This window comes from Pseudoalteromonas sp. Z1A2 (assembly GCF_011378755.1).
In the GTDB taxonomy this organism is placed as follows: Bacteria; Pseudomonadota; Gammaproteobacteria; order Enterobacterales; family Alteromonadaceae; genus Pseudoalteromonas; species Pseudoalteromonas distincta.
Map to the genome: position 1 here is coordinate 95,903 of NZ_WTKX01000008.1, position 19,515 is coordinate 115,417.

Annotated in this window: 14 protein-coding genes; 6 read left to right on the forward strand and 8 right to left on the reverse strand. The window is 41.3% G+C overall.

Annotation, left to right across the window (positions count from 1 at the left end; all coding sequences use genetic code 11):
* Nucleotides 1-251: 251 nt before the first annotated feature.
* The 6 genes from GQR47_RS07950 to GQR47_RS07975 all read right to left on the reverse strand — a co-directional run bounded on the left by GQR47_RS07950 (nt 252) and on the right by GQR47_RS07975 (nt 8,966).
* Entirely contained in the window at nt 252-1,544 is a 1,293-nt protein-coding gene (locus GQR47_RS07950) for a HAMP domain-containing sensor histidine kinase (RefSeq protein WP_024596690.1), read from the reverse strand.
* Nucleotides 1,541-2,224 (reverse strand): response regulator transcription factor, encoded by a 684-nt coding sequence (locus tag GQR47_RS07955; RefSeq protein WP_024596691.1) that lies wholly within the window; start codon nt 2,222-2,224, stop codon nt 1,541-1,543. Before GQR47_RS07955 ends, GQR47_RS07950 begins: the two co-directional genes overlap by 4 nt.
* Nucleotides 2,224-5,412 carry an efflux RND transporter permease subunit gene (locus GQR47_RS07960; protein WP_154903644.1) on the reverse strand — a complete coding sequence of 1,063 codons (3,189 nt, stop codon included), beginning with the start codon at nt 5,410-5,412 and terminating at the stop codon, nt 2,224-2,226. The genes GQR47_RS07955 and GQR47_RS07960 overlap by 1 nt, the downstream gene beginning before the upstream one ends.
* A 2-nt stretch (nt 5,413-5,414) precedes the next feature.
* Nucleotides 5,415-6,557, reverse strand: a complete 1,143-nt coding sequence (locus tag GQR47_RS07965; protein ID WP_024596692.1) for an efflux RND transporter periplasmic adaptor subunit — start codon at nt 6,555-6,557, stop codon at nt 5,415-5,417.
* The gene (locus GQR47_RS07970; protein ID WP_024596693.1) at nt 6,554-7,915 is read right to left on the reverse strand and encodes a TolC family protein; all 1,362 of its coding nucleotides are present in this window, start codon (nt 7,913-7,915) and stop codon (nt 6,554-6,556) included. Before GQR47_RS07970 ends, GQR47_RS07965 begins: the two co-directional genes overlap by 4 nt.
* 133 nt (nt 7,916-8,048) lie before the next feature.
* Entirely contained in the window at nt 8,049-8,966 is a 918-nt protein-coding gene (locus GQR47_RS07975) for a LysR family transcriptional regulator (RefSeq protein WP_197142277.1), read from the reverse strand.
* 80 nt (nt 8,967-9,046) lie between these two features.
* On the opposite strand from GQR47_RS07975, the gene GQR47_RS07980 reads away from it, so the two are divergent.
* The 3 genes from GQR47_RS07980 to GQR47_RS07990 all read left to right on the forward strand — a co-directional run bounded on the left by GQR47_RS07980 (nt 9,047) and on the right by GQR47_RS07990 (nt 11,867).
* Nucleotides 9,047-10,186 carry an alkene reductase gene (locus GQR47_RS07980; RefSeq protein WP_024597086.1) on the forward strand — a complete coding sequence of 380 codons (1,140 nt, stop codon included), beginning with the start codon at nt 9,047-9,049 and terminating at the stop codon, nt 10,184-10,186.
* Nucleotides 10,187-10,431: 245 nt separating this feature from the next.
* Nucleotides 10,432-11,196: a DUF6515 family protein gene (locus GQR47_RS07985; RefSeq protein WP_024597087.1), complete on the forward strand. Its 765-nt coding sequence runs from the start codon at nt 10,432-10,434 to the stop codon at nt 11,194-11,196.
* A gap of 170 nt (nt 11,197-11,366) precedes the next feature.
* A complete protein-coding gene (locus GQR47_RS07990; protein ID WP_002962012.1) occupies nt 11,367-11,867 on the forward strand; it encodes an RDD family protein in 501 nt (166 codons plus the stop codon).
* 80 nt (nt 11,868-11,947) lie between these two features.
* Here GQR47_RS07990 and lptG read toward each other — a convergent pair whose 3' ends face one another.
* The gene (gene lptG, locus GQR47_RS07995; RefSeq protein WP_024603537.1) at nt 11,948-13,015 is read right to left on the reverse strand and encodes an LPS export ABC transporter permease LptG; all 1,068 of its coding nucleotides are present in this window, start codon (nt 13,013-13,015) and stop codon (nt 11,948-11,950) included.
* On the reverse strand, nt 13,012-14,124 hold the full coding sequence (lptF, locus tag GQR47_RS08000; RefSeq protein ID WP_002962016.1) for an LPS export ABC transporter permease LptF: 1,113 nt from the start codon (nt 14,122-14,124) through the stop codon (nt 13,012-13,014). Before lptF ends, lptG begins: the two co-directional genes overlap by 4 nt.
* 309 nt (nt 14,125-14,433) lie before the next feature.
* Between lptF and pepA the strand changes: the two genes are divergently transcribed.
* The 3 genes from pepA to GQR47_RS08015 all read left to right on the forward strand — a co-directional run bounded on the left by pepA (nt 14,434) and on the right by GQR47_RS08015 (nt 19,450).
* Nucleotides 14,434-15,945 (forward strand): leucyl aminopeptidase, encoded by a 1,512-nt coding sequence (gene pepA / locus GQR47_RS08005; RefSeq protein ID WP_024595639.1) that lies wholly within the window; start codon nt 14,434-14,436, stop codon nt 15,943-15,945.
* Between the two features lie 149 nt (nt 15,946-16,094).
* Nucleotides 16,095-16,541 carry a DNA polymerase III subunit chi gene (locus GQR47_RS08010; RefSeq protein ID WP_002962020.1) on the forward strand — a complete coding sequence of 149 codons (447 nt, stop codon included), beginning with the start codon at nt 16,095-16,097 and terminating at the stop codon, nt 16,539-16,541.
* Nucleotides 16,542-16,594: 53 nt separating this feature from the next.
* Entirely contained in the window at nt 16,595-19,450 is a 2,856-nt protein-coding gene (locus GQR47_RS08015) for a valine--tRNA ligase (RefSeq protein WP_024596460.1), read from the forward strand.
* The last annotated feature ends 65 nt before the right edge of the window (nt 19,451-19,515 follow it).

Sequence of the window (19,515 nt, forward strand, 5' to 3'; positions counted from 1 at the left end):
CTAGAAATGACTAGTTATAATAGCAAGAAATGAGTTTAGCCAATTACGTATTCTCGCGTCACGCTCTCCCCATCTTTACCTGCAGTTTTAGCAAATTACTTAACACATTACTATCACTAAGTTTTTTTATATTCTCAGCGTTAAATTAAATATTTTTGAATGTAAAAAAACCGCGCTAAAGCTTTTCTAAAAGTACCTTAGCGCGGTTTTTATATTTCAAATCCAAGTATTCTAAGTATTAAAAAAGCGTATTAACTAAAATCGACCACCACTTCATAACGCCCTGGCATGTCGTTTACTTCGTATACCCAACCGTGTCGTTTTATTATTTTTTCGCTTAACTCTAATCCTAAACCGTAGCCAATATTAGCTGGCTTGTCTGTGTTATTAGTCGCGTGTGGCATATCAGTTTGTGCGCTACTATTTACTATAATCACACGGCTACCCTGCTGAGTAATTCGCACTTGCCCTTGTTGCGTATGCTGATACGCATTACGTATTAAGTTAGTAAGCACAATGTGGCATGCGGTGGCTTCGGTATTAATAGTTGTACTATGGTTATCGGTATTTATAAGTACATCAACTTGTTTTGAATTGAGTAAATAATCGAGTTCGTTACTCAAGGTCGTTATTTTTTCGGCTAGGTTTACAGGCTCTGGTGCACTTTGCTGGTCGTCATTTCTGCTAAGCCACAATAACGTCTCAGTTAAATCGCTCATAGTTAAACCGGCGCGCTCTATTCGCTGCAGTGTAAGGTGTTGTTTATCGCTTAAAGGTGCTTTTTCGCTTAAGCGGTTAAGTAACTCAACGTTGCTGCGAATAACCGAAATTGGCGTACGTAACTCGTGGCTCGCATAACTTAAAAAGCGCTGCTCTCGCTCAAGGCTGTCGTGAGCAGAAAGCAAGCTACTGCGTATTAGCGTTGCCAAGGTATTTAGTTCGTTATAGGTAAAGTCGGGCGGCGTGTTTTGTAAATTATTTTGATTTAGGGACTTAGCCCAACCGCGTAGTGACTCTACTGGTTTAGCTATTTTTTTCATTACCATAAACAAAAAGAAGGTAAATAAAGCAATTGCCGTTACCCCTGTTAACGCTATCCATGCCAACTTTTTTATAGGTTTATCGGGTGAGCTTTGTTTTTTAAGGCGCTCTTTTTCAAGCATAATACGTGATACGTAACGGGGCTCCCCTGCAGGGTTTTGAAAATACGCTACAAAATAGAGGTCTTCCGGCATTGAAAAAAACGATGGTTTTACTTTGCTTTTTTGTAGTACGCCAATCTCTGTAGGCTTTGTAAAGCGTTGCTGAATTTCGCTTGGCATGTCTTCCCAGCGACTCGCTATTTTAAAGCCAATCATTTCTGCAGGTTCACCGTTTTTAACCTCAGTAGATTGCGAAAGCGCATGCATTACGCCATTTAACCCTCGGTCTAAGCCATCAATAAAATAATTAACACTTAAAAACGAAAAACCAATTGCCATTAATGAACTTAAAAGCACCATGGTGGCAAAAAAATACAACCTCAGGCTGGGTCTAATTTTCATGCTTGTGTCCCATTTTTTAATTTTAGCGCAAACCCTACACTGGGTATTGTTTCTAGTACGGCTTGGCAATGCGCTTGCTCTAGCTGTTTACGCAAATGATGAATATGCACTTTTAAGCTATTGCTGTCTGGCTGATCGTCTCCCCATATTGCTTGCATAATTACCTGTCGGGTTACCGGTTTTTGCTGCTCTCGTACAAGCACTTCTAATAACTTAAAAGTAATGGGTGATAACTTTAAACTGTGCGCAGCCACTGTTGCTGTATGCGCGGTTAAATTAAGTGTTAAATTAGCAAAGGTAAGTCGCTTAACCTCTCCACTTTTACGCTTTGCTAATACTTGAACCCGCGCTACTAGCTCTTTCATCGCAAATGGTTTTACTAAATAGTCGTCACTACCGGCTGCAAACCCCTCAAGCTTATTGTCGAGGCTATCGCGCGCTGTCAGCATTAATACAGGTATATCAATGCCTTGCTCACGCAATGATTTACACATGGTTAAACCGTCCATTTTGGGCATGTTTACATCTAATATAATCATTTGATATTGATTACGTTCTATTAAATTTAAACCCATTACGCCATTGCTTGCATGGTCACACTCTATTGACTCAATTTCGAGATAATCAACAATGGTGGTTGCCAAATCTATGTCGTCTTCAACCAGTAGTACGTTTATCATTAAGAGGCTACTTCCTGCGTTTTATTTTTAGCACCTAGCGATATTAGCACAGCATCAATACCGCGTTTAGCATCGGTTTGAATCATCAATAATGCCGGTATAAGTATTAAGGTAATAACCGTGGCAAACAAAATACCGTAGCCAAGTGATGCCGCAGCAGGAATTAAAAACTGTGCCTGCATTGAGGTTTCGCTAAGTAGCGGCACTAAGCCTGCGTACGTCGTAATTGAGGTAAGTAATACCGCACGTAACCGGCTCGTACACGACTCAACTATGGCATCGTGCGTGCTCATGCCCTCTTCTTTTACTAGTTCGTTAAAGCGTGAAACAAGTAATAAGCTGTCGTTTACAACTACCCCACTGAGCGCCAAAATACCATTTAACGACAATATACTAATGGTTAAGTCGTTCCACCAATGTCCTAAAATAGCGCCCACAATGCCAAATGGAATTGCTACCATAATCAACATAGGTTGAATGTACGATTTAAGCGGAATAGCCAGCAACACGTAAATAACTAATAAAGCGGCTACAAACATAGTGCTCATTGAGCTGGTGGTTTCGCTTTGTTGCTCTGCCTCTCCTGCAAAATACACACTTAAGTTAGGAAATTGCTGTGTTAACTCAGGAATTAAGTCGCGCTTTAAGTTAGCAACTAACTCGTTTGGAGCAATCACGTTTTTATCCACTTGGGCGCTTAAATAAATTGCACGAAGTCCATCAATGCGGGTTATTTCATCTTGCTGATATTCACTGCTTACTGTGGCTACGTTAACTAAAGGGACAACGGTGCCATCAGGCAGGCGAATACGCGACTGCATTATATCGGCAGGTGTTTTACGAGCATTTTCTGGGTAGCGTACACGTACTTTAACTTCGTCTTTATTACGTTGGTAGCGCTGTACAACTGCACCACCAAAGGCTTGCAGTACTTGCTTTGATAAACTGGCTGTATCCATGCCAAGCGCGCGCCCTTGTGCATTTAGGGTAAATTTAAGCTGTGGCTGACCTGGGTTTAAGTTGTCGTCTATTCCGTTAACGCCTGCGGTATTTTGTAAGCGCTCCTTAAATAGTGCGCCCGCCGCCATTACGGTTTCGTCGTCCCACGCTTTAAGCTCAACTTTAAAGTTATCGACCATTTTACGCGTGGCTAATATTTGTAATTTTTTACTGCCCTCAAGGCTACCTGCTACGCGCTGCCACTCTTGAGCAAATTCGCTTGCTGTAAAAGCGCCTTCGTTTAATAGCTCAACGCTTACTTCACCGCTGGTGTCGCTGCTACTAATGACTTGTAGGCTGGTTATTTCGCTTTTGTCAGAGTTCAACTTAGTCATTAAGTTTTGCTCAGCTTGTAATGCACTTTGCTCAAGCGTTAGTAAGTTTGTGTTTGTTTGCCCATAAGCGGCGTCGTTTTGCATAACCAAATCGGCTGTTACGGTATCGCCTGCAATACTTGGGAAAAAACCAACTTTAACTGTGCCTGTCATCGGCATGCCAATAACTAATATAAAAAAGGCGATAAACGCAGCCACTACGGCGTATCTAAAGCGCAGTGAAAATTCAATAACCTTGCAGTAAATGTTTTTACTAAACCAGCTTAAGCCGCTATCAGCACCATGTTGTATTTTTGACCACAGACCTGCTAAGCCTTTTTTAACTTGGCGTTTAGTACTAATGTGGGCTAAATGCGAGGGTAAAATAAGTTTTGATTCAACAACTGAAAGCAGTAAACAAATAGTCACTACAGTGGCAAATTGAGAGTAAATTTTACCTAAGTTGCCCGACACATTCGAAAGCGCTACAAACGCAGCCACCGTGGTTAACACCCCAAATATTGTTGGCACAGCAACCTTCATGGTACCTAAAACTGTATTATTTAATGTATCGCCATGCTTTTTACGTGTGGTGTAAATACTCTCGCCTACAACAACGGCATCGTCTACCACTATGCCCAGCGCCATAATAAAACCAAAGGTGGTCATTTCGTTTATGGTTAGTGCGGTGTAGCCATCGGTCATAAAATAAAGCGTACCAAAAAATACAAACGGCAAGCCACCAGCAACCCACAGCGCTACGCGTACGTTTAAAAATATGGCAAGTATTACAAACACCATAATAATACCGGTCACGGCATTTTTAGTAAGTAGCGATAAACGCTCGGTGATCATGGTGCTTTTGTCGTGCCAGCTTTCAAGCTCTACGTTTTGAGGTAATAAACCGCTTTCGTGCCATTTATCTATTACGCTATTAGCTTGCTTAACAATGGTAGTTATATCGCTGTTATCGCCCATTAAAATTTCAACGCCTACGGCATTTTGTTGGTTATAACGGCTTAATGAGTTGCTATCTTCGGCAAATGAGTCGGTAACTGTGGCTACATCTCCTAACTTAATTTGTGTGCCTGATGCGGTTGTTAACAATACAATATTGGCAAAGTCGCGCTGCCAGTAAGCTTGGTCGGCGGCTTTTAAGCGTATAATTTTACTGCTATCGCGCAAACTAGTCGAAAGCGGGCTTGATGACTCATTATTAATGACCTCACTTACATCACTAATAGTTAAGCCATACGCTTGTAATTTACCTTCGTCGATTTCTATGGACATCATCGGGTCGAGCACACCCGATTGCTCTACGTCGCTAATGCCTGATTGCGCTAATAAATCGGCTTTAAGTTTTTCACCCAAGTTTTGTAATGTATGGCGATCTGCATCCCCAAAAAGTTGCAGCGTTAATGCATGATCTTGCCTACGGGCTTTATCAATAACAGGTTGCTCAGCATCTGCCGGAAAGTTATTAATAGCGTCAACTTGGTTTTTAACGTCAACAAGTAACTCATCGAGTGAGTAATCAGTACTTTTTTCAATGCTTACATGGCTACCGCTAGCATCGGATGTAGAGGTAATACGTTTAATACCCGATACGGTTTCGAGCGCTTCTTCTATTTTTAACGCTATTCCTTCTTCGGCTTGCAATGCATCGCCACTGTCGTAAACCACCGATACCGAAATAGTATCTGGCTCTAAACTCGGAAAAGCCTCTTTACGTAAAGTCGTAAGCGACATAATACCCATTACAATCACACTAACTAACAATAAGTTAGCGGCAACAGAGTTATTTGCAAACCAATTAATAATACCGTGCAGCGGGTTATTATTACTGGGTATTTGAGGTGGTTGATGAGGGCTCATTATTATATCTCCTCAACTATTGGATTTACTTTCATGTCGTTTAAGTAACTAACAAGTGGGCGCGCCACCACTTTTAGATTTTTAGCACCATCTACTGGCGTAATATATACGTAATTCCCACGCTCAAATACTTTATTAGCGTGTGTGCTTACTAAGCTATTTTGATCATTTACGTACCAAATTAAGCCATCTTGAGATACCGCCGAAGCAGGCAGTTTTATTACGTTAGTTAACTGCTTACCGGCAATTTCTACCGCTAAAAATGTGCCAGGCAGTAACGGCGTTGTTTGCTCAAACGGTTTATCTAAGGCAACAATTACGCTGCGTTGACGCGAGCTGTCATCAAGATGTTGCTCAAAACGTGCAATATAACCGTTCCATTTAGTATTAGTGGTTACATCAGTTAAAATAACATCGCCTGATTTATTATTTGCTAGGTTTTGCCACTGACTTAATGAAAGCGGCACCGTTATTTCTACTTTGTCAGTGCTGTTTAGCGTGGCAAGCGTATCGCCAATACTCACATAAGTACCTAAATCTATATCGCGCGATAAAATAACAGCGTCAAATGGTGCACTTAACTGGGTGTTATTTACATCACGCTGTGCGGTTTTAAGTGCATATTGTGCTTTATCGAGCGTAGCTTGCGCGGCTTCTAACTGCAGCGTTCTAAATACAAGCGGCGAGCTTGGCGCTTGCGTAACGCCTGAGCGATCCCATTCACGTTTTGCTTGATTACCTAAATCTTGTTCTTCTTGCAGTGCTAGTTTTGCATCAGCCAATGTTGCTTTTGCGCTAGCTAGAGCTTGTAAGTATTCGGTGTCATCAATTTGTGCAAACACCTGCCCTTTAGTTATTAAGTTACCGGTCGCAAATTGCTCGCTCATACTGGTTACTTCGCCTTTAACTTGTGCTTTTAAGCTAAGTGACCAATGCGCTTTAGCTTCACCGTGGCCGCTAACATAAGCCTGATAAGTGCTCGGAGCTGCATTAATTACCGATACATTTGGGACAATAGCTTTAATAGCGGCAGGTTGTGGACTATTTGCTTTTTCAGCCATTTTTTGACCGTTATACATAATAGCAAGCCCTATACAAACAATAGCAACAAGCGTTACAACAACCGGTGTTGGCGAAATTTTCATGACGATACTCCAAGGCCCAAAGCGAGGCCTAAATCTATGCGGTTAGTTAAAAGGGTGTAGTTTATTTGGCTAAGCTGGGCTTGCAGGTCGTATACTTTTTGTTGCACTGTTAGCAAATCTAAAATATCAACCAAACCTTGTTGATACTTACTTTGATAGTTACTAAAGCTGCGTTTAGCGCTAGCAAGTGCATTGCTAATTTGCAGTTGCTGCTCGGTTAATGATTGCTCCTGCCCGAGTGCATTTTCAACTTCGTTTACCGCACTTAGCAGCGTATCTTGGTACTGCCAAAACGCTTGCTCGGCATTTAATTTTGCAATATCAACTTGCGCACGCAGTGCTCCACCTTCAAATAAAGGGGCACTTAAACTGCCTAATAAACTCCACACTGGGCTAGTTAATAATGCTTGGCTTGGCGTGCTTGCTAAATCACTCAGTGATGCCGAAAGCGAAATACTCGGTAGTAGCTCTTTGTACGATACATCAACCAAGTAATGCTTTGCCTGAATGTTGTAATAGGCACTTTGTAAGTCAGGTCGGCGCGCTAAATCTTGCTCTGGTAATGTACTTAATGGCTCAATAACGCTTGGTAGTGTTAATGTATTTGGCAGGTTTTGAAGTTTATCAGTGCCTACAATTAGCATTAAAGCACGCTTTGCTTTTGCTATTTGTTCTTGGTAATCGGCAATGGTTGCGCGAGTAGATGCCGTGCTAGTACGGGCGGTATCAAGCGCTTCTAAATCACCTAATCCATATTGGTAGCGCTCTACAATACTTTGCTCATTATTTTGTAAAACAACTAAACGTTGTTGCTCTATATCGAGCAAATTTTGCTGCAAAATAATGTTTAAATACGTGCGTATCACGCTGGCTACTAAGGTGTCTTTAGCGCCTTGATAAGTAGCTTGATTACTGGCAATAGTCATATCTTGCGCGGCTACGTTGTCAGCAATTTTTTGCCATATATCGGCTTCCCAACTTATACCTACTGATGAGCTGTATTGCGTGCCTTCGGTTTTACTGCGCTGCGCGTCAAATCCTGCATCTACACTAAACCACTGACTTGCAGCGGTTACATCACGCTGCGCATAAGCTAGTTTTAATGCAACATGCACTTGATTAAACGATGGGTTATTAGTAACAGCTTGCTCAATAAGCGAATCAAGCCCTTCAATATCCACCAAATCGGTAATGTAATTTACTTGCTGTGCGTTACTTTGCGTGTACTGCCAGTTTGTATGTTGCTTTAGCGACTGCTCAGTACTATTACCTTGATAGCTTGGCTGACTACTACATGCAGCAAGCGTACAACTAAGTGCAAGTAAAAAACCGGTTGAGTGCTTTTTAAAATAAACCATTTAACTATGCCTAATTCGTACTATTACACATAGCTTATTAGGTCGAGGGTTAAGGAGGGGTTAAATGATTTAATCTAAATATTGGGTTGCTAATTTAACAGTAAAAAGTAGTCACTTTAGATGTTTTATATCGTTATAAGTTTTGTAATTGCTCTATCAACCATTTATGAATAGGGCTGTTATTAGTACGCGGATGCCATGCGGCTATTACTTTAAATGTAGGAGGCAGAGCTTCTATTTTTAGCTGTTTAACTTTGCTGTTTGGTAATAATCTTGATGGGTAAAACGCGAGCATATCGGTTGTATGTAAAATGTCGGGCACTGCTGAAAAGCTCGGTACCGACATTACAATATTACGTTTTAGCCCTTGGCTTTCAAACCACTGATCGTGCGATCCGCGCAAATTTGCACGAGATGGCGACACCACTAGCTGTGGATGCTTTGCAAATTGCGCCAAACTCAAAGGTTCAGTGTAAGTAGTGTTACCTATACCGGTAATACACAAATGCTGTTCTTCAAACAAGGTGATATAAGAAAGGTTGTCGGGTATAAATTCTGGAAAGCTTATCAGCAAATCAAGCTCGCCTGCCGTTATAAGTTGATTAACGTTGTCGGATGCAAAGTCGCGCACTATCAGCTTTAAACCTGGCGCTTCGCGGCGGGTAATATTAAATAATTGTGGCAATAAAGCCTGCGTGGCGTAGTCGGTTGCGCTTATGGTAAACACACCTTTATAAGTTTGCGGGCTAAACTGCTCGGGCTCTAGTAACGACTCTAATTGCTTTAAAATATGATTAACAGGCGTCTTGAGTCCTTGCGCTTTAGGAGTAGCAACCATGTTATTACCTTGGCGAATAAACAAGCGATCGTCAAATAAGTCTCGTAGCTTTCGTAGTTGCTCACTAATAGCTTGTTGCGTTAACCCCATTTTTTTGGCTACTTGCGAAAGATTTTGCAGTTCTAATAAGCTACTGAGTACTCTTAACTGTTTTATATCAAGCCGACTAATACCATTCATAATTGTATGCTGTACAAAAAAGTGTTGTTTCAAATTGTATCCTTAAATCTCTATGCTGCCAATGTTGCTTAACCACTATTTAAGCCTTTGTTTGCTTTATAAGAGAATTTAAAATGAAATCAGATTTAGTTAATACCGCTCCTTTATTCTCATCAATTGAGCTTGGCCCTTTTACACTTAAAAACCGTATTGTGATGCCTCCTCTTACTCGCTCTCGCAGCACTCAGCCTGGCAATATTCCTAATGAATTAATGGCTGAGTATTACTCGCAGCGTGCATCGGCTGGTTTTATGGTTACCGAAGGCACACAAATAGAACCTCGTGGGCAAGGTTACGCTTGGACCCCAGGTATTCACTCGCAAGCACAAATTGAAGGCTGGAAAAAAGTAACACATGCAGTACACGCTAAAGGCGGCGTTATTTTTGCTCAGCTTTGGCATGTAGGGCGCGTATCGCACGCCACACTACAACCAAATTCAGGTAAACCGGTTGGCCCTTCAGATATTATTGCTGACAATGTAAAAGTATTTATTGAAACCGCACCTGGTGAAGGCGCATTGGCTGACCCAAGTGAGCCTCGTGCATTAAGTACTACTGAGGTTGGTGAACTGGTAAACATGTACGCTCAAGCTGCACGCAATGCTTTAGAAGCTGGCTTTGATGGTGTGGAGCTTCATTGTGCTAACGGGTATTTAGTTAATCAGTTTATTTCTGAGCATACTAATAACCGTGACGATCAATACGGTGGAACGCTTAGTAATCGCCTGCGCTTTTTAAAAGAGATAGTTGAAGCGGTAAGTGACGTTGTAGGCTCTGATCGTTTAGGTGTTCGCTTTGCTCCTTTATTTGAAAGCACAGATGAAACACGAGTGTATTTAGGACTTGTTGAATCAAACCCTCATCACACTTATATCCAGGCCGTTAAAGTGCTTGAGCAAGCAGGTATTGCTTACTTATCGATTGCGGAAGCTGATTGGGATAACGCTCCCGATTTACCACAAGAATTTTATAAAGCAGTCCGAGCTGAATTTTCAGGGCGCATTATTTATGCAGGTAAATACACAGTAGAAAAAGCAGTGCGTATTTTAGGTGAAGGTTACGGTGACTTATTTGCATTTGGTCGCCCATTTATAGCTAACCCTGATTTACCAGAGCGTATAGCAAATAATTGGACGTTTAACGAAGCTGATGCAGCCACTATGTATGGCGGTACTGAAGTAGGTTATAGCGATTATCCTTTTTATCAAAAGTAATTAACCAGCAAAGCCAAGGAAGGCTTAATTACTAATTTAATAGCCATTTTTTATGACACGACTAATCATTTTGGTATATTAAAACGTTCCTATAATCGTCAAAAACTAGAGATTATGTCAAGAACCGTCAGTAAAATGTAAAAAGCTGTAAGCATAACTCCGTTTGCTGTTGTATGTCAGTTAACATTCAGTTTGAGCCGCTAGTATTGAACCCAGTTATGTAAAAACATAAACGAGGCAATATTATGAAACTTACTTTTTTACTACCTGCCCTGCTCGCCATTGGCGCAGTATCAGGCTCTGCGCTTGGAGCACAAAACGAGCGAGAGAATGATAAAAGCTTTAAACGCGATCACGACAAACGTGTTGAATATAAACGCGATGAACGCCGCCATGAAAAAAAGCAGCGTATTGAGCATAAAAAAGAAAAACGAGAAGACCGTAAGCAAGAAAAACGTAAACTTGATAAGTACAAACAGGAAAAGCGTGAACTACACCGCTACAACCAGCGAAAATATAACTACTTAACAAGCCATCACAATTCAGTCGCTTACAGACAAAATCGATTTATAAACCATTTACCACGCAATAGCGCATCAATCAGATTTAATGGTATTTCGTTTACGTTTAACGACGGCCTTTATTACCGTAAAGCTAAAAGAGGCTACCATGTTGTTAAACCACCTAGAGGCCTGCGTATAAATACGCTACCAAGAAATTACAGGCATTTTAAACACCACAATACGACTTACTACACTTATCAAAATGTATACTACATTGCGGATAATGATGGTTATACGGTTGTTGATGAGCCATCAACTCGCCTTAATCAGGCAGTAAAAGTGGGTAATGTGAATGACTATAGCTTAGGCCAAACTTACGATTCATTGCCTCAGACAGCACAGGCCGTAATAATTAACTCACAGCAGTATTTTAAATACGGCGATATTTATTTTTTACCGCAAATAAGTGGTGACGACATAAAATACCTTGCTATTAAGCTAGGTTAAACTCGCTATAAATTAAAAGGCCTTACTGTAAATAGTAGGGTCTTTTTCATTCCCCTCCGTAGGTAGTAATTTACAGCAATAAAATCAATTCTCTCTAAACATTAACATGTCTTAGTATTTGTAAGCTTTTTTGTTAAACTAGCTCGCATATTAATAGTGAGAGTGTATTTATGTCGGGTGAGTTTCCACGTGCTGGTTTTTGGCGCCGTTTTGCGTCGTTGGTCTACGATACGTTAGCCATTATTGCGTTTGCGATGTTAACTGTAGTGCTGTATTTATTTGCAGTACAGGGGCTTATTTCTCTCGATGTAATTAGTTTAAATGGCGCAGAGGATGTATCTGCATTTATTCAAAATTCAAATCTTCTTTCGGGTATTCGTACCGCTCTTTTAATTATTGTTAGCTTAGTATTTTTTGGCTACTTTTGGACTAAAAGCGGGCAAACCATTGGCATGCGTGCATGGCGTTTAAAAGTACAAACTCTTGAAGGTAATTTAATTAGCTGGCCGCAATCAATTATCCGCAGCGTTAGCGCTTTACTCGGTTTAGGTAATTTGGTGGTGTTAGTCGATTTTAAAAACAAAAAAGCACTACAAGACTACATCTCTAAAACAGAAGTTATTGCGCTTACTAAAGAAGAAAACAGACGTATTTATAGTGAGCTTGATTAATACCTGCTTTCCAAAACTGGTAATTAAAAAGCAAAAAGGGTTACCACTGGTCACCCTTTTTCATACTTTGAATAGGTACTCTATACCCGTTTATTCATCAAATATGTCGCAAAGCCTATAAATATAATACTAGGTAATACCGCCCCTATAATGGCAGGTATTTGGTAAACCATAACTACAGGGCCAAATATTTCATTAGTTAAATGAAACACGATCCCCGTTACAACACCCATAATAATACGTGCGCCCATAGTAACGGTACGCAGCGGGCCAAATATAAACGAGAGCGCCACCAGCAGCATTACCGCTACAGATACAGGCTGCATAAGCTTACGCCACAGTGCAAGCTCGTAGGTACTAGTGTCTTGTTCGTTTTGCTCTAAGTAAGTTAAATACGACCAAAGCCCAGTAAATGAAAGTGACTCTGGTTTTACCGACACAACTCCTAACTTTTCAGCGGTCAATTGTGAAGGGTAAAACTCTTCTGGTAGTTGCTCTGTTGTGGTTTTTTCGCTCGTAATAATAACCTTATTTACATCACGAAGTAGCCAGCCTTCTTTTCGGCTCAGTGCATCTTTTGCTTTAGTGATTTGGGTAAGCTCTAACGATTTGTCAAAGTGGTACATGTGTACCCCATTGAGCCTGCCGTTTTCGTCAACATCTTCAATATTAATAAAATTGCTGCCGTCTTTAGCCCATACACCTTTTTGTGTGTTAAATACATCGCCGCCATGTATTGCTTGGTTACGCATTTCTTTGGCGTGTAATTGCGCTTCAGGTGCACCCCATTCGCCAAGTGCCATCATGCATACAGCCATAAATATGGCCGTTTTCATCACAGAGCCAATTATTTGTAAGCGCGACATACCAGCCGCTTGCATCACTACCAGCTCACTGTTTGAGGCAAGTGCCCCCAAACCCGTTAAGCCACCAATTAGCGCAGCCATCGGAAAAAACACCACTAAATCGCCAGGTATTGTGTAAAGCGTGTAAAGCATTGCGGTCATTAAATCGTAACTGCCACGCCCTACCGACTTTAGCTGGTCGATAAACTTAATTAAGGTGCTAATACCAACAAGTACCAACAATGCAAAGCCGGTAGTTTGTAAAATACTGCGGCCTAAATACCAATCAAGCGTTTTCATCATGAGCCTAACTCCCGCTTAGTTACAACGGCTTTAAGCCAAGCGCCCAACGGTCGCCCTTTTATAATTAATAATCCACCTATAAACAAGGCACTTAGATGAATCCACCACAAGCCAATTGAAGGCGGAATTTTGCCATCTTCAACTGCAAATTTAGCGGCATTTAGTAAAATAAAATAGCCTAAGTACAAGCTTATAGCAGGTACTAGTTTTGCAAATTTACCTTGGCGAGGATTAACCACACTTAGCGGTACTGCCAGTAAGGTAAGTAGCGGAATTGATAACGGAATAGCGAGTCGCCATTGCCATTGAGCAATAGATTCAGGAGTATTTATAGCCAATAATTGGTTAGTTGGCACAGCCTCTAATTTACGGCGTTGGTGTTCTATTTCTTGTTCTCGTATTTGTACGCTGTAACCATCAAATTCTGTTAAGTTAAGTGCAGGCGTTGTGCCATCTGTTTCGTAGCGTTTACCGTCTGTTAGCACGAGCTGTTGCTCACCATTTACGGCTTCAACCACAACACCTTGCTCTGCATATACTAAGCGCGCTAGGTTGCCTTTTTCGCTATCGGGTAACTGTGCAACAAATACCTTATTGAGCTCTTTGCCACCCTTTTCAATATTATGAATAAACACCACGGCTTTTTCGTTACCGGTTTCTTGGAACCGCCCAGCTCTGAGTGCGGATAGCCCCGCATCGGCTTTGGCTTGTTCTTTTAATTGATACTCTTGCTCGCTTGCCCACGGCGCAATATACATAGTCAGTGCTGCGGCTAATATAGCAAGCCCTACACTTGATATAAGTGTTACGCGCACAACATACCATTCACTTACGCCACAGGCTTTAAGTACGGTCATTTCGCTATCGGCGTAAATACGGCTGTAGGCTAAAATAATGCCTAAAAATATACTCAGCGGAAGTATTAGCGAGGCTAGTTGTGGAAGTTTTAGTGCAATCATCGATAGCACTAATTTAGCAGGAATGCTGCCCTCAGAGGCATCACCTAAAATACCAACTAACTTTTGTGACAAAAATATTGTCATCAAAGTTAAAAATACGGCGACCTGCGATTTTAAAACCTCAGCGGTCAAATAACGGAAAATTAGCAATGCTCGCCCCTGTTAAACATGGAATTTCACTACGATAGTGAGAATTGAATAGTTAAATAGCTATTTTACCCAATTAATACCGGCAAATAGGCTATTATTATAAGCCATCAAAATTAATTATCCTACCTAAGTGCACGATATAATGTTGCATTAGTAGCCCTTAAGCATATAAAGTTCAATTACACAGTAAGAGTCTAACAAAATCAGCTAAAATAAGAATTATCCTTACATAAGTTACGTAGATAAGACTAGAAAATACTTTTTTAGCCCCAACTTAGTAACTTAAACGACTCAAAACCAGGAGTAACAATGGAATTTAACGTAAAAAGTGGTAGCCCAGAAAAACAGCGCAGCGCATGTATTGTGGTTGGCGTTTACGAGCCACGTAGGTTATCCCCCATTGGTGAACAACTCGATAAAATTAGTGATGGTTATATCTCTAATTTACTTCGCCGTGGCGATTTAGAAGGTAAGCCAGGCCAAGTTTTGTTATTGCATCATGTACCTAATGTATTAAGCGAGCGCATATTGCTTGTTGGTTGTGGTAAAGAGCGTGAGCTTGATGATAAGCAATATAAACAAATCATTTCTAAAACTATTAATACCTTAAACGAAACGGGCTCTATGGAAGCAGTCTGCTTTTTAACAGAGCAACACGTTAAAGGTCGAGACACCTACTGGAAAGTACGTCAGGCAGTTGAGACAACGCAAGACTGCTTATATACGTTCAACCAACTGAAAAGTAAAAAAGTAGACCCTCGCCGTCCACTGCGTAAAATGGTGTTTAACGTACCAACACGACGCGAACTAACTATTGGCGAAAGCGCTATTGAGCATGGTTTAGCCATTGCAGCAGGTAGTAAGCTATGTAAAGACGTAGCTAATATGCCACCAAATATTTGTAATCCTGTGTACTTAGGTGAACAAGCACAAGAGCTGGCAACTGATTTTGACAACATCACTGTTGATCTTATTGACGAAAAGCAAATGGCAGAACTTGGTATGAATTCTTACCTAGCTGTTGGCCGAGGTAGTGATAACGAATCGATTATGTCGATTATTAACTACAAAGGCGCCGCTGATGACCAAGCCCCTATTGTACTTGTTGGTAAAGGTTTAACGTTTGATTCAGGCGGTATTTCATTAAAACCAGGCGAAGGCATGGACGAAATGAAATACGACATGGGCGGAGCAGCAGGCGTTATTGGCGCAATGCGTGCACTTGCACAAATGCAATTGCCGATTAACGTTATTGGTGTTTTAGCGGGTTGTGAAAACATGCCTGGCTCAAATGCGTATCGTCCAGGTGATATTTTAACAACAATGTCAGGGCAAACAGTTGAAGTATTAAACACCGACGCTGAAGGCCGCTTAGTATTATGTGACGCACTAACATATGTTGAACGCTTTAATCCAGATACGGTTATTGACGTAGCAACGCTAACTGGCGCGTGTATTGTAGCCCTTGGCGCGCATGCTACTGGTTTACTATCAAACCATAACCCACTTGCGCACGATTTATTAAAAGCGTCTGAGCAAAGTGGCGACCGTGCATGGCAGTTACCGTTATGGGATGACTATCAAGATCAACTAGAAAGCCCATTTGCTGACTTTACGAACTTAGGTGGACGCTCTGCGGGTACTATTACTGCGGCATGTTTCTTATCTAAATTTACTAAAAAGTATAATTGGGCACATTTAGATGTTGCCGGTACAGCGTGGCGCAGTGGCGCTAAAAAAGGCGCAACGGGCCGTCCTGTTCCTATGCTTACTCAGTATTTATTAAATCGAGCGGGTGTAAGCGAAGCTACGCACGATTAATAATCTATTTAGCTATTTATAAGGCGCCATTTGGCGCCTTATTTATTTGTGTATTAATTGAAGCAAACCCCGTTATATGGCAAAATCTGCCTCTTAATTTGTGTATATCAATTTGGTATACATTCAATGTCATGGGAAACCCCGATACAATGAACATGAACGCTAAATTTTTCGTTCTAAAGCAACAAGATGAGTCTAAAGCGAAGGCTGACGATCATTTTGCATTGGCAGCTCAAATTGCGGCCGATCAGTATCGAAATGGGCAGCGTGTGTTTATTTGTGTTAACGATAACGAAGCAGCCTGTGCCATTGATGAAATAATTTGGGCATTCGATCCAGATAGTTTTGTGCCACATAATTTACAAGGTGAAGGCCCTAAAGGCGGCGCACCTGTAGAAATTGGTATTACGCCACCTGTTGGCAATCGTAAAGTTTTAATTAACTTGGCTACTCAGTTACCGGATTACATTCGTCGGTTTAACCAAGTTTTTGATTTTGTACCCGTAGAGCCAGCTGCTAAGCAAGCAGCCCGCGAGCGTTTTAAAAAGCTACGCCAACTCGGTGCCAATCTCACCACGCAAGATATTAATAGCTAGCCAATCAGGCAAACTAACCAACTAATTTAAGTACTTATTTAAGGTTCTGTGTAATGGATAAAACCTACAATCCGCAAGATATTGAACAGTCTCTATATCAAGACTGGGAACAAAAAGGCTACTTTAAGCCATCTGGCCAAGGCGTACCATATTCAATTATGATCCCGCCGCCAAATGTCACTGGTAGCTTACACATGGGCCACGCCTTCCAAGATACAATAATGGATACCCTAACGCGTTTTAAACGTATGCAAGGTAACAACACATTATGGCAAGTAGGTACTGACCACGCAGGTATTGCAACGCAAATGTTGGTTGAGCGTAAACTGCATGCCGAAGAAGGCAAAACACGCCACGATTTAGGCCGCGAAGATTTTATTAATAAAATCTGGGAATGGAAAAAAGAATCTGGCGGTACTATCACTAAGCAGCTTCGTCGCCTTGGCGCATCGGTTGATTGGGATCGTGAACGCTTTACCATGGATGATGGTTTATCTGAAGCTGTTAAAGAAGTGTTTGTACGCCTCCATAAAGAAAACCTAATTTACCGAGGCAAGCGCCTAGTAAACTGGGATCCAAAATTACACACGGCTATTTCTGATCTTGAAGTTGAAAACAAAGACAAGCAAGGCCACATGTGGAACTTACGTTACCCATTAGCTGATGGCGTTACAACACAAGACGGAAAAGACTACATAGTAGTAGCAACAACACGTCCTGAAACCATGTTGGGTGACTCAGGTGTTGCAGTAAATCCTGATGATGAGCGCTACACAGATTTAATCGGTAAAGAGATTTTATTACCCATCGTTAATCGTCGTATTAAAATTGTTGCTGACGAACACGCCGATAAAGATAAAGGCACGGGCTGTGTAAAAATAACCCCAGCGCACGACTTTAACGATAACGAAGTGGGCAAGCGTCATCAAATGCCTATGATCAACATTTTCGATAAAGACGCCGCTATTCTTACCCAAGGTGAAACATACACCTTTGACGGTAAAGAGTTTGAGTTTGATGCACCAATACCTGAGCGCTTGCACGGCCTAGATCGTTTTGCAGCGCGTAAAGCAATTGTGGCAGAATTTGAAGAACTAGGTTTACTTGAAAAAATTGAAGACCATGGTTTAACGGTTCCTTACGGCGATCGCTCTGGTGTGGTAATTGAGCCACTGCTTACCGACCAATGGTATGTACGTGTTGCACCACTTGCTGAACCTGCAAAAGACGCTGTTAAAAACGGCGACATTCAATTTGTACCTAAGCAATACGAAAACATGTACTTCTCGTGGATGAACGACGTACAAGATTGGTGTATTTCACGCCAGCTTTGGTGGGGTCACCGCATTCCAGCTTGGTACGACAGTGAAGGCAATGTATTTGTTGGTCGCGACGAAGCTGAAGTACGCCGTGAAAACAACATTGCAGATAACGTAACGCTAAGCCAAGACGAAGACGTACTTGATACGTGGTTCTCGTCAGCACTTTGGACGTTCTCTACACAAGGTTGGCCTGAAAATACCGATGATTTAAAAACCTTCCACCCGTCTGACGTGTTGGTAACTGGTTTTGATATTATTTTCTTCTGGGTTGCGCGCATGATTATGATGACGCTGCACTTTGTAAAAGACGAAAATGGCAAACCACAAGTTCCGTTTAAAACCGTATATGTAACGGGCTTAATACGTGATGACAATGGCGATAAAATGTCTAAGTCAAAAGGTAACGTACTTGACCCACTAGACATGATTGACGGCATTGAACTTGAAGACCTAGTACAAAAACGTACTGGTAACATGATGCAGCCAAAACTTGCCGCTAAAATTGAAAAAGATACGCGTAAAGTATTTGCAGGCGGTATTGAGGCACACGGCACCGACGCCCTTCGCTTTACACTTGCTGCAATGGCATCTACCGGTCGTGATATTAACTGGGACATGAACCGCCTTGAAGGTTACCGTAACTTCTGTAATAAATTATGGAACGCGAGCCGTTACGTATTAATGAATACAGAAGAGCAAGACTGTGGTTTTGCAAACGATGCACAAAAAGAGCTTTCATTAGCTGACCGCTGGATTTTAGGTCAATTTGAGTCAACAGTTAAAACATACACTGAGCACCTTGATAACTACCGCTTTGACTTAGCTGCTAACACGCTTTACGAATTCACTTGGAACCAGTTCTGTGATTGGTACTTAGAGCTAACTAAGCCGGTATTATTTAAAGGTAATGAAGCGCAGCAACGTGGTACACGTAATACACTTATTACCGTACTTGAAAGCTTACTGCGTTTAATGCACCCAATGATGCCGTACATCACTGAAACGATTTGGCAACGTGTTGCACCTCTTGCAGGCCTTGAAACAACAAACACCAGCATTATGGTTCAGCCGTTCCCTGTATATAATGAAGCAAGCGTTGATGCTAAAGCGATGGACGACTTAGAATGGGTTAAACAATTCATTTTAGCTATTCGTAACATTCGTGGTGAAATGGATATTAGCCCAAGTAAACCGCTTAGCGTATTACTTGCTAATGCATCAAGCGACGACGTGCGCCGCATTGAAGAAAACAAATCATTTTTAGCATCACTTGCAAAAATTGAAGAGTTTACAATGCTTGAAAACAAAGACGGGGCACCTGCATGTGCAACGTCTTATGTTGGCAACCTTGAGATCATGATCCCAATGGCAGGCTTAATTGATGTGGAAGCCGAGCTTTCGCGTATTAATAAGCAACTCGAAAAAGCAGAAAAAGGCCTAGCACAAGTGCAAAACAAACTCGCTAACGAAAAGTTTGTAAACAACGCACCTGAAGCCGTACTTGCTAAAGAAAATGCAAAACTGGCTGAGTTTAGCGATGCTAAAACTAAGTTACTTGAGCAAAAAACTAAAATAGAAAGCTTATAAGCTTTCATAAAATGCCTATTAACACTATTTAATAGGCATTAAAAAAGCCGCTCACTTTAATTAAA

Coding starts and splice junctions, on each gene's coding strand:
- GQR47_RS08010 (WP_002962020.1), top strand. CDS start 16,095: ATGAACATGAACGCTAAATTTTTCGTTCTAAAGCAACAAGATGAGTCT.
- GQR47_RS07990 (WP_002962012.1), top strand. CDS start 11,367: ATGTCGGGTGAGTTTCCACGTGCTGGTTTTTGGCGCCGTTTTGCGTCG.
- GQR47_RS07950 (WP_024596690.1), bottom strand. CDS start 1,544: ATGAAAATTAGACCCAGCCTGAGGTTGTATTTTTTTGCCACCATGGTG.
- GQR47_RS08015 (WP_024596460.1), top strand. CDS start 16,595: ATGGATAAAACCTACAATCCGCAAGATATTGAACAGTCTCTATATCAA.
- GQR47_RS07985 (WP_024597087.1), top strand. CDS start 10,432: ATGAAACTTACTTTTTTACTACCTGCCCTGCTCGCCATTGGCGCAGTA.
- GQR47_RS07980 (WP_024597086.1), top strand. CDS start 9,047: ATGAAATCAGATTTAGTTAATACCGCTCCTTTATTCTCATCAATTGAG.
- GQR47_RS07965 (WP_024596692.1), bottom strand. CDS start 6,557: ATGAAAATTTCGCCAACACCGGTTGTTGTAACGCTTGTTGCTATTGTT.
- GQR47_RS07960 (WP_154903644.1), bottom strand. CDS start 5,412: ATGAGCCCTCATCAACCACCTCAAATACCCAGTAATAATAACCCGCTG.
- pepA (WP_024595639.1), top strand. CDS start 14,434: ATGGAATTTAACGTAAAAAGTGGTAGCCCAGAAAAACAGCGCAGCGCA.
- lptG (WP_024603537.1), bottom strand. CDS start 13,015: ATGATGAAAACGCTTGATTGGTATTTAGGCCGCAGTATTTTACAAACT.
- GQR47_RS07955 (WP_024596691.1), bottom strand. CDS start 2,224: ATGATAAACGTACTACTGGTTGAAGACGACATAGATTTGGCAACCACC.
- GQR47_RS07970 (WP_024596693.1), bottom strand. CDS start 7,915: ATGGTTTATTTTAAAAAGCACTCAACCGGTTTTTTACTTGCACTTAGT.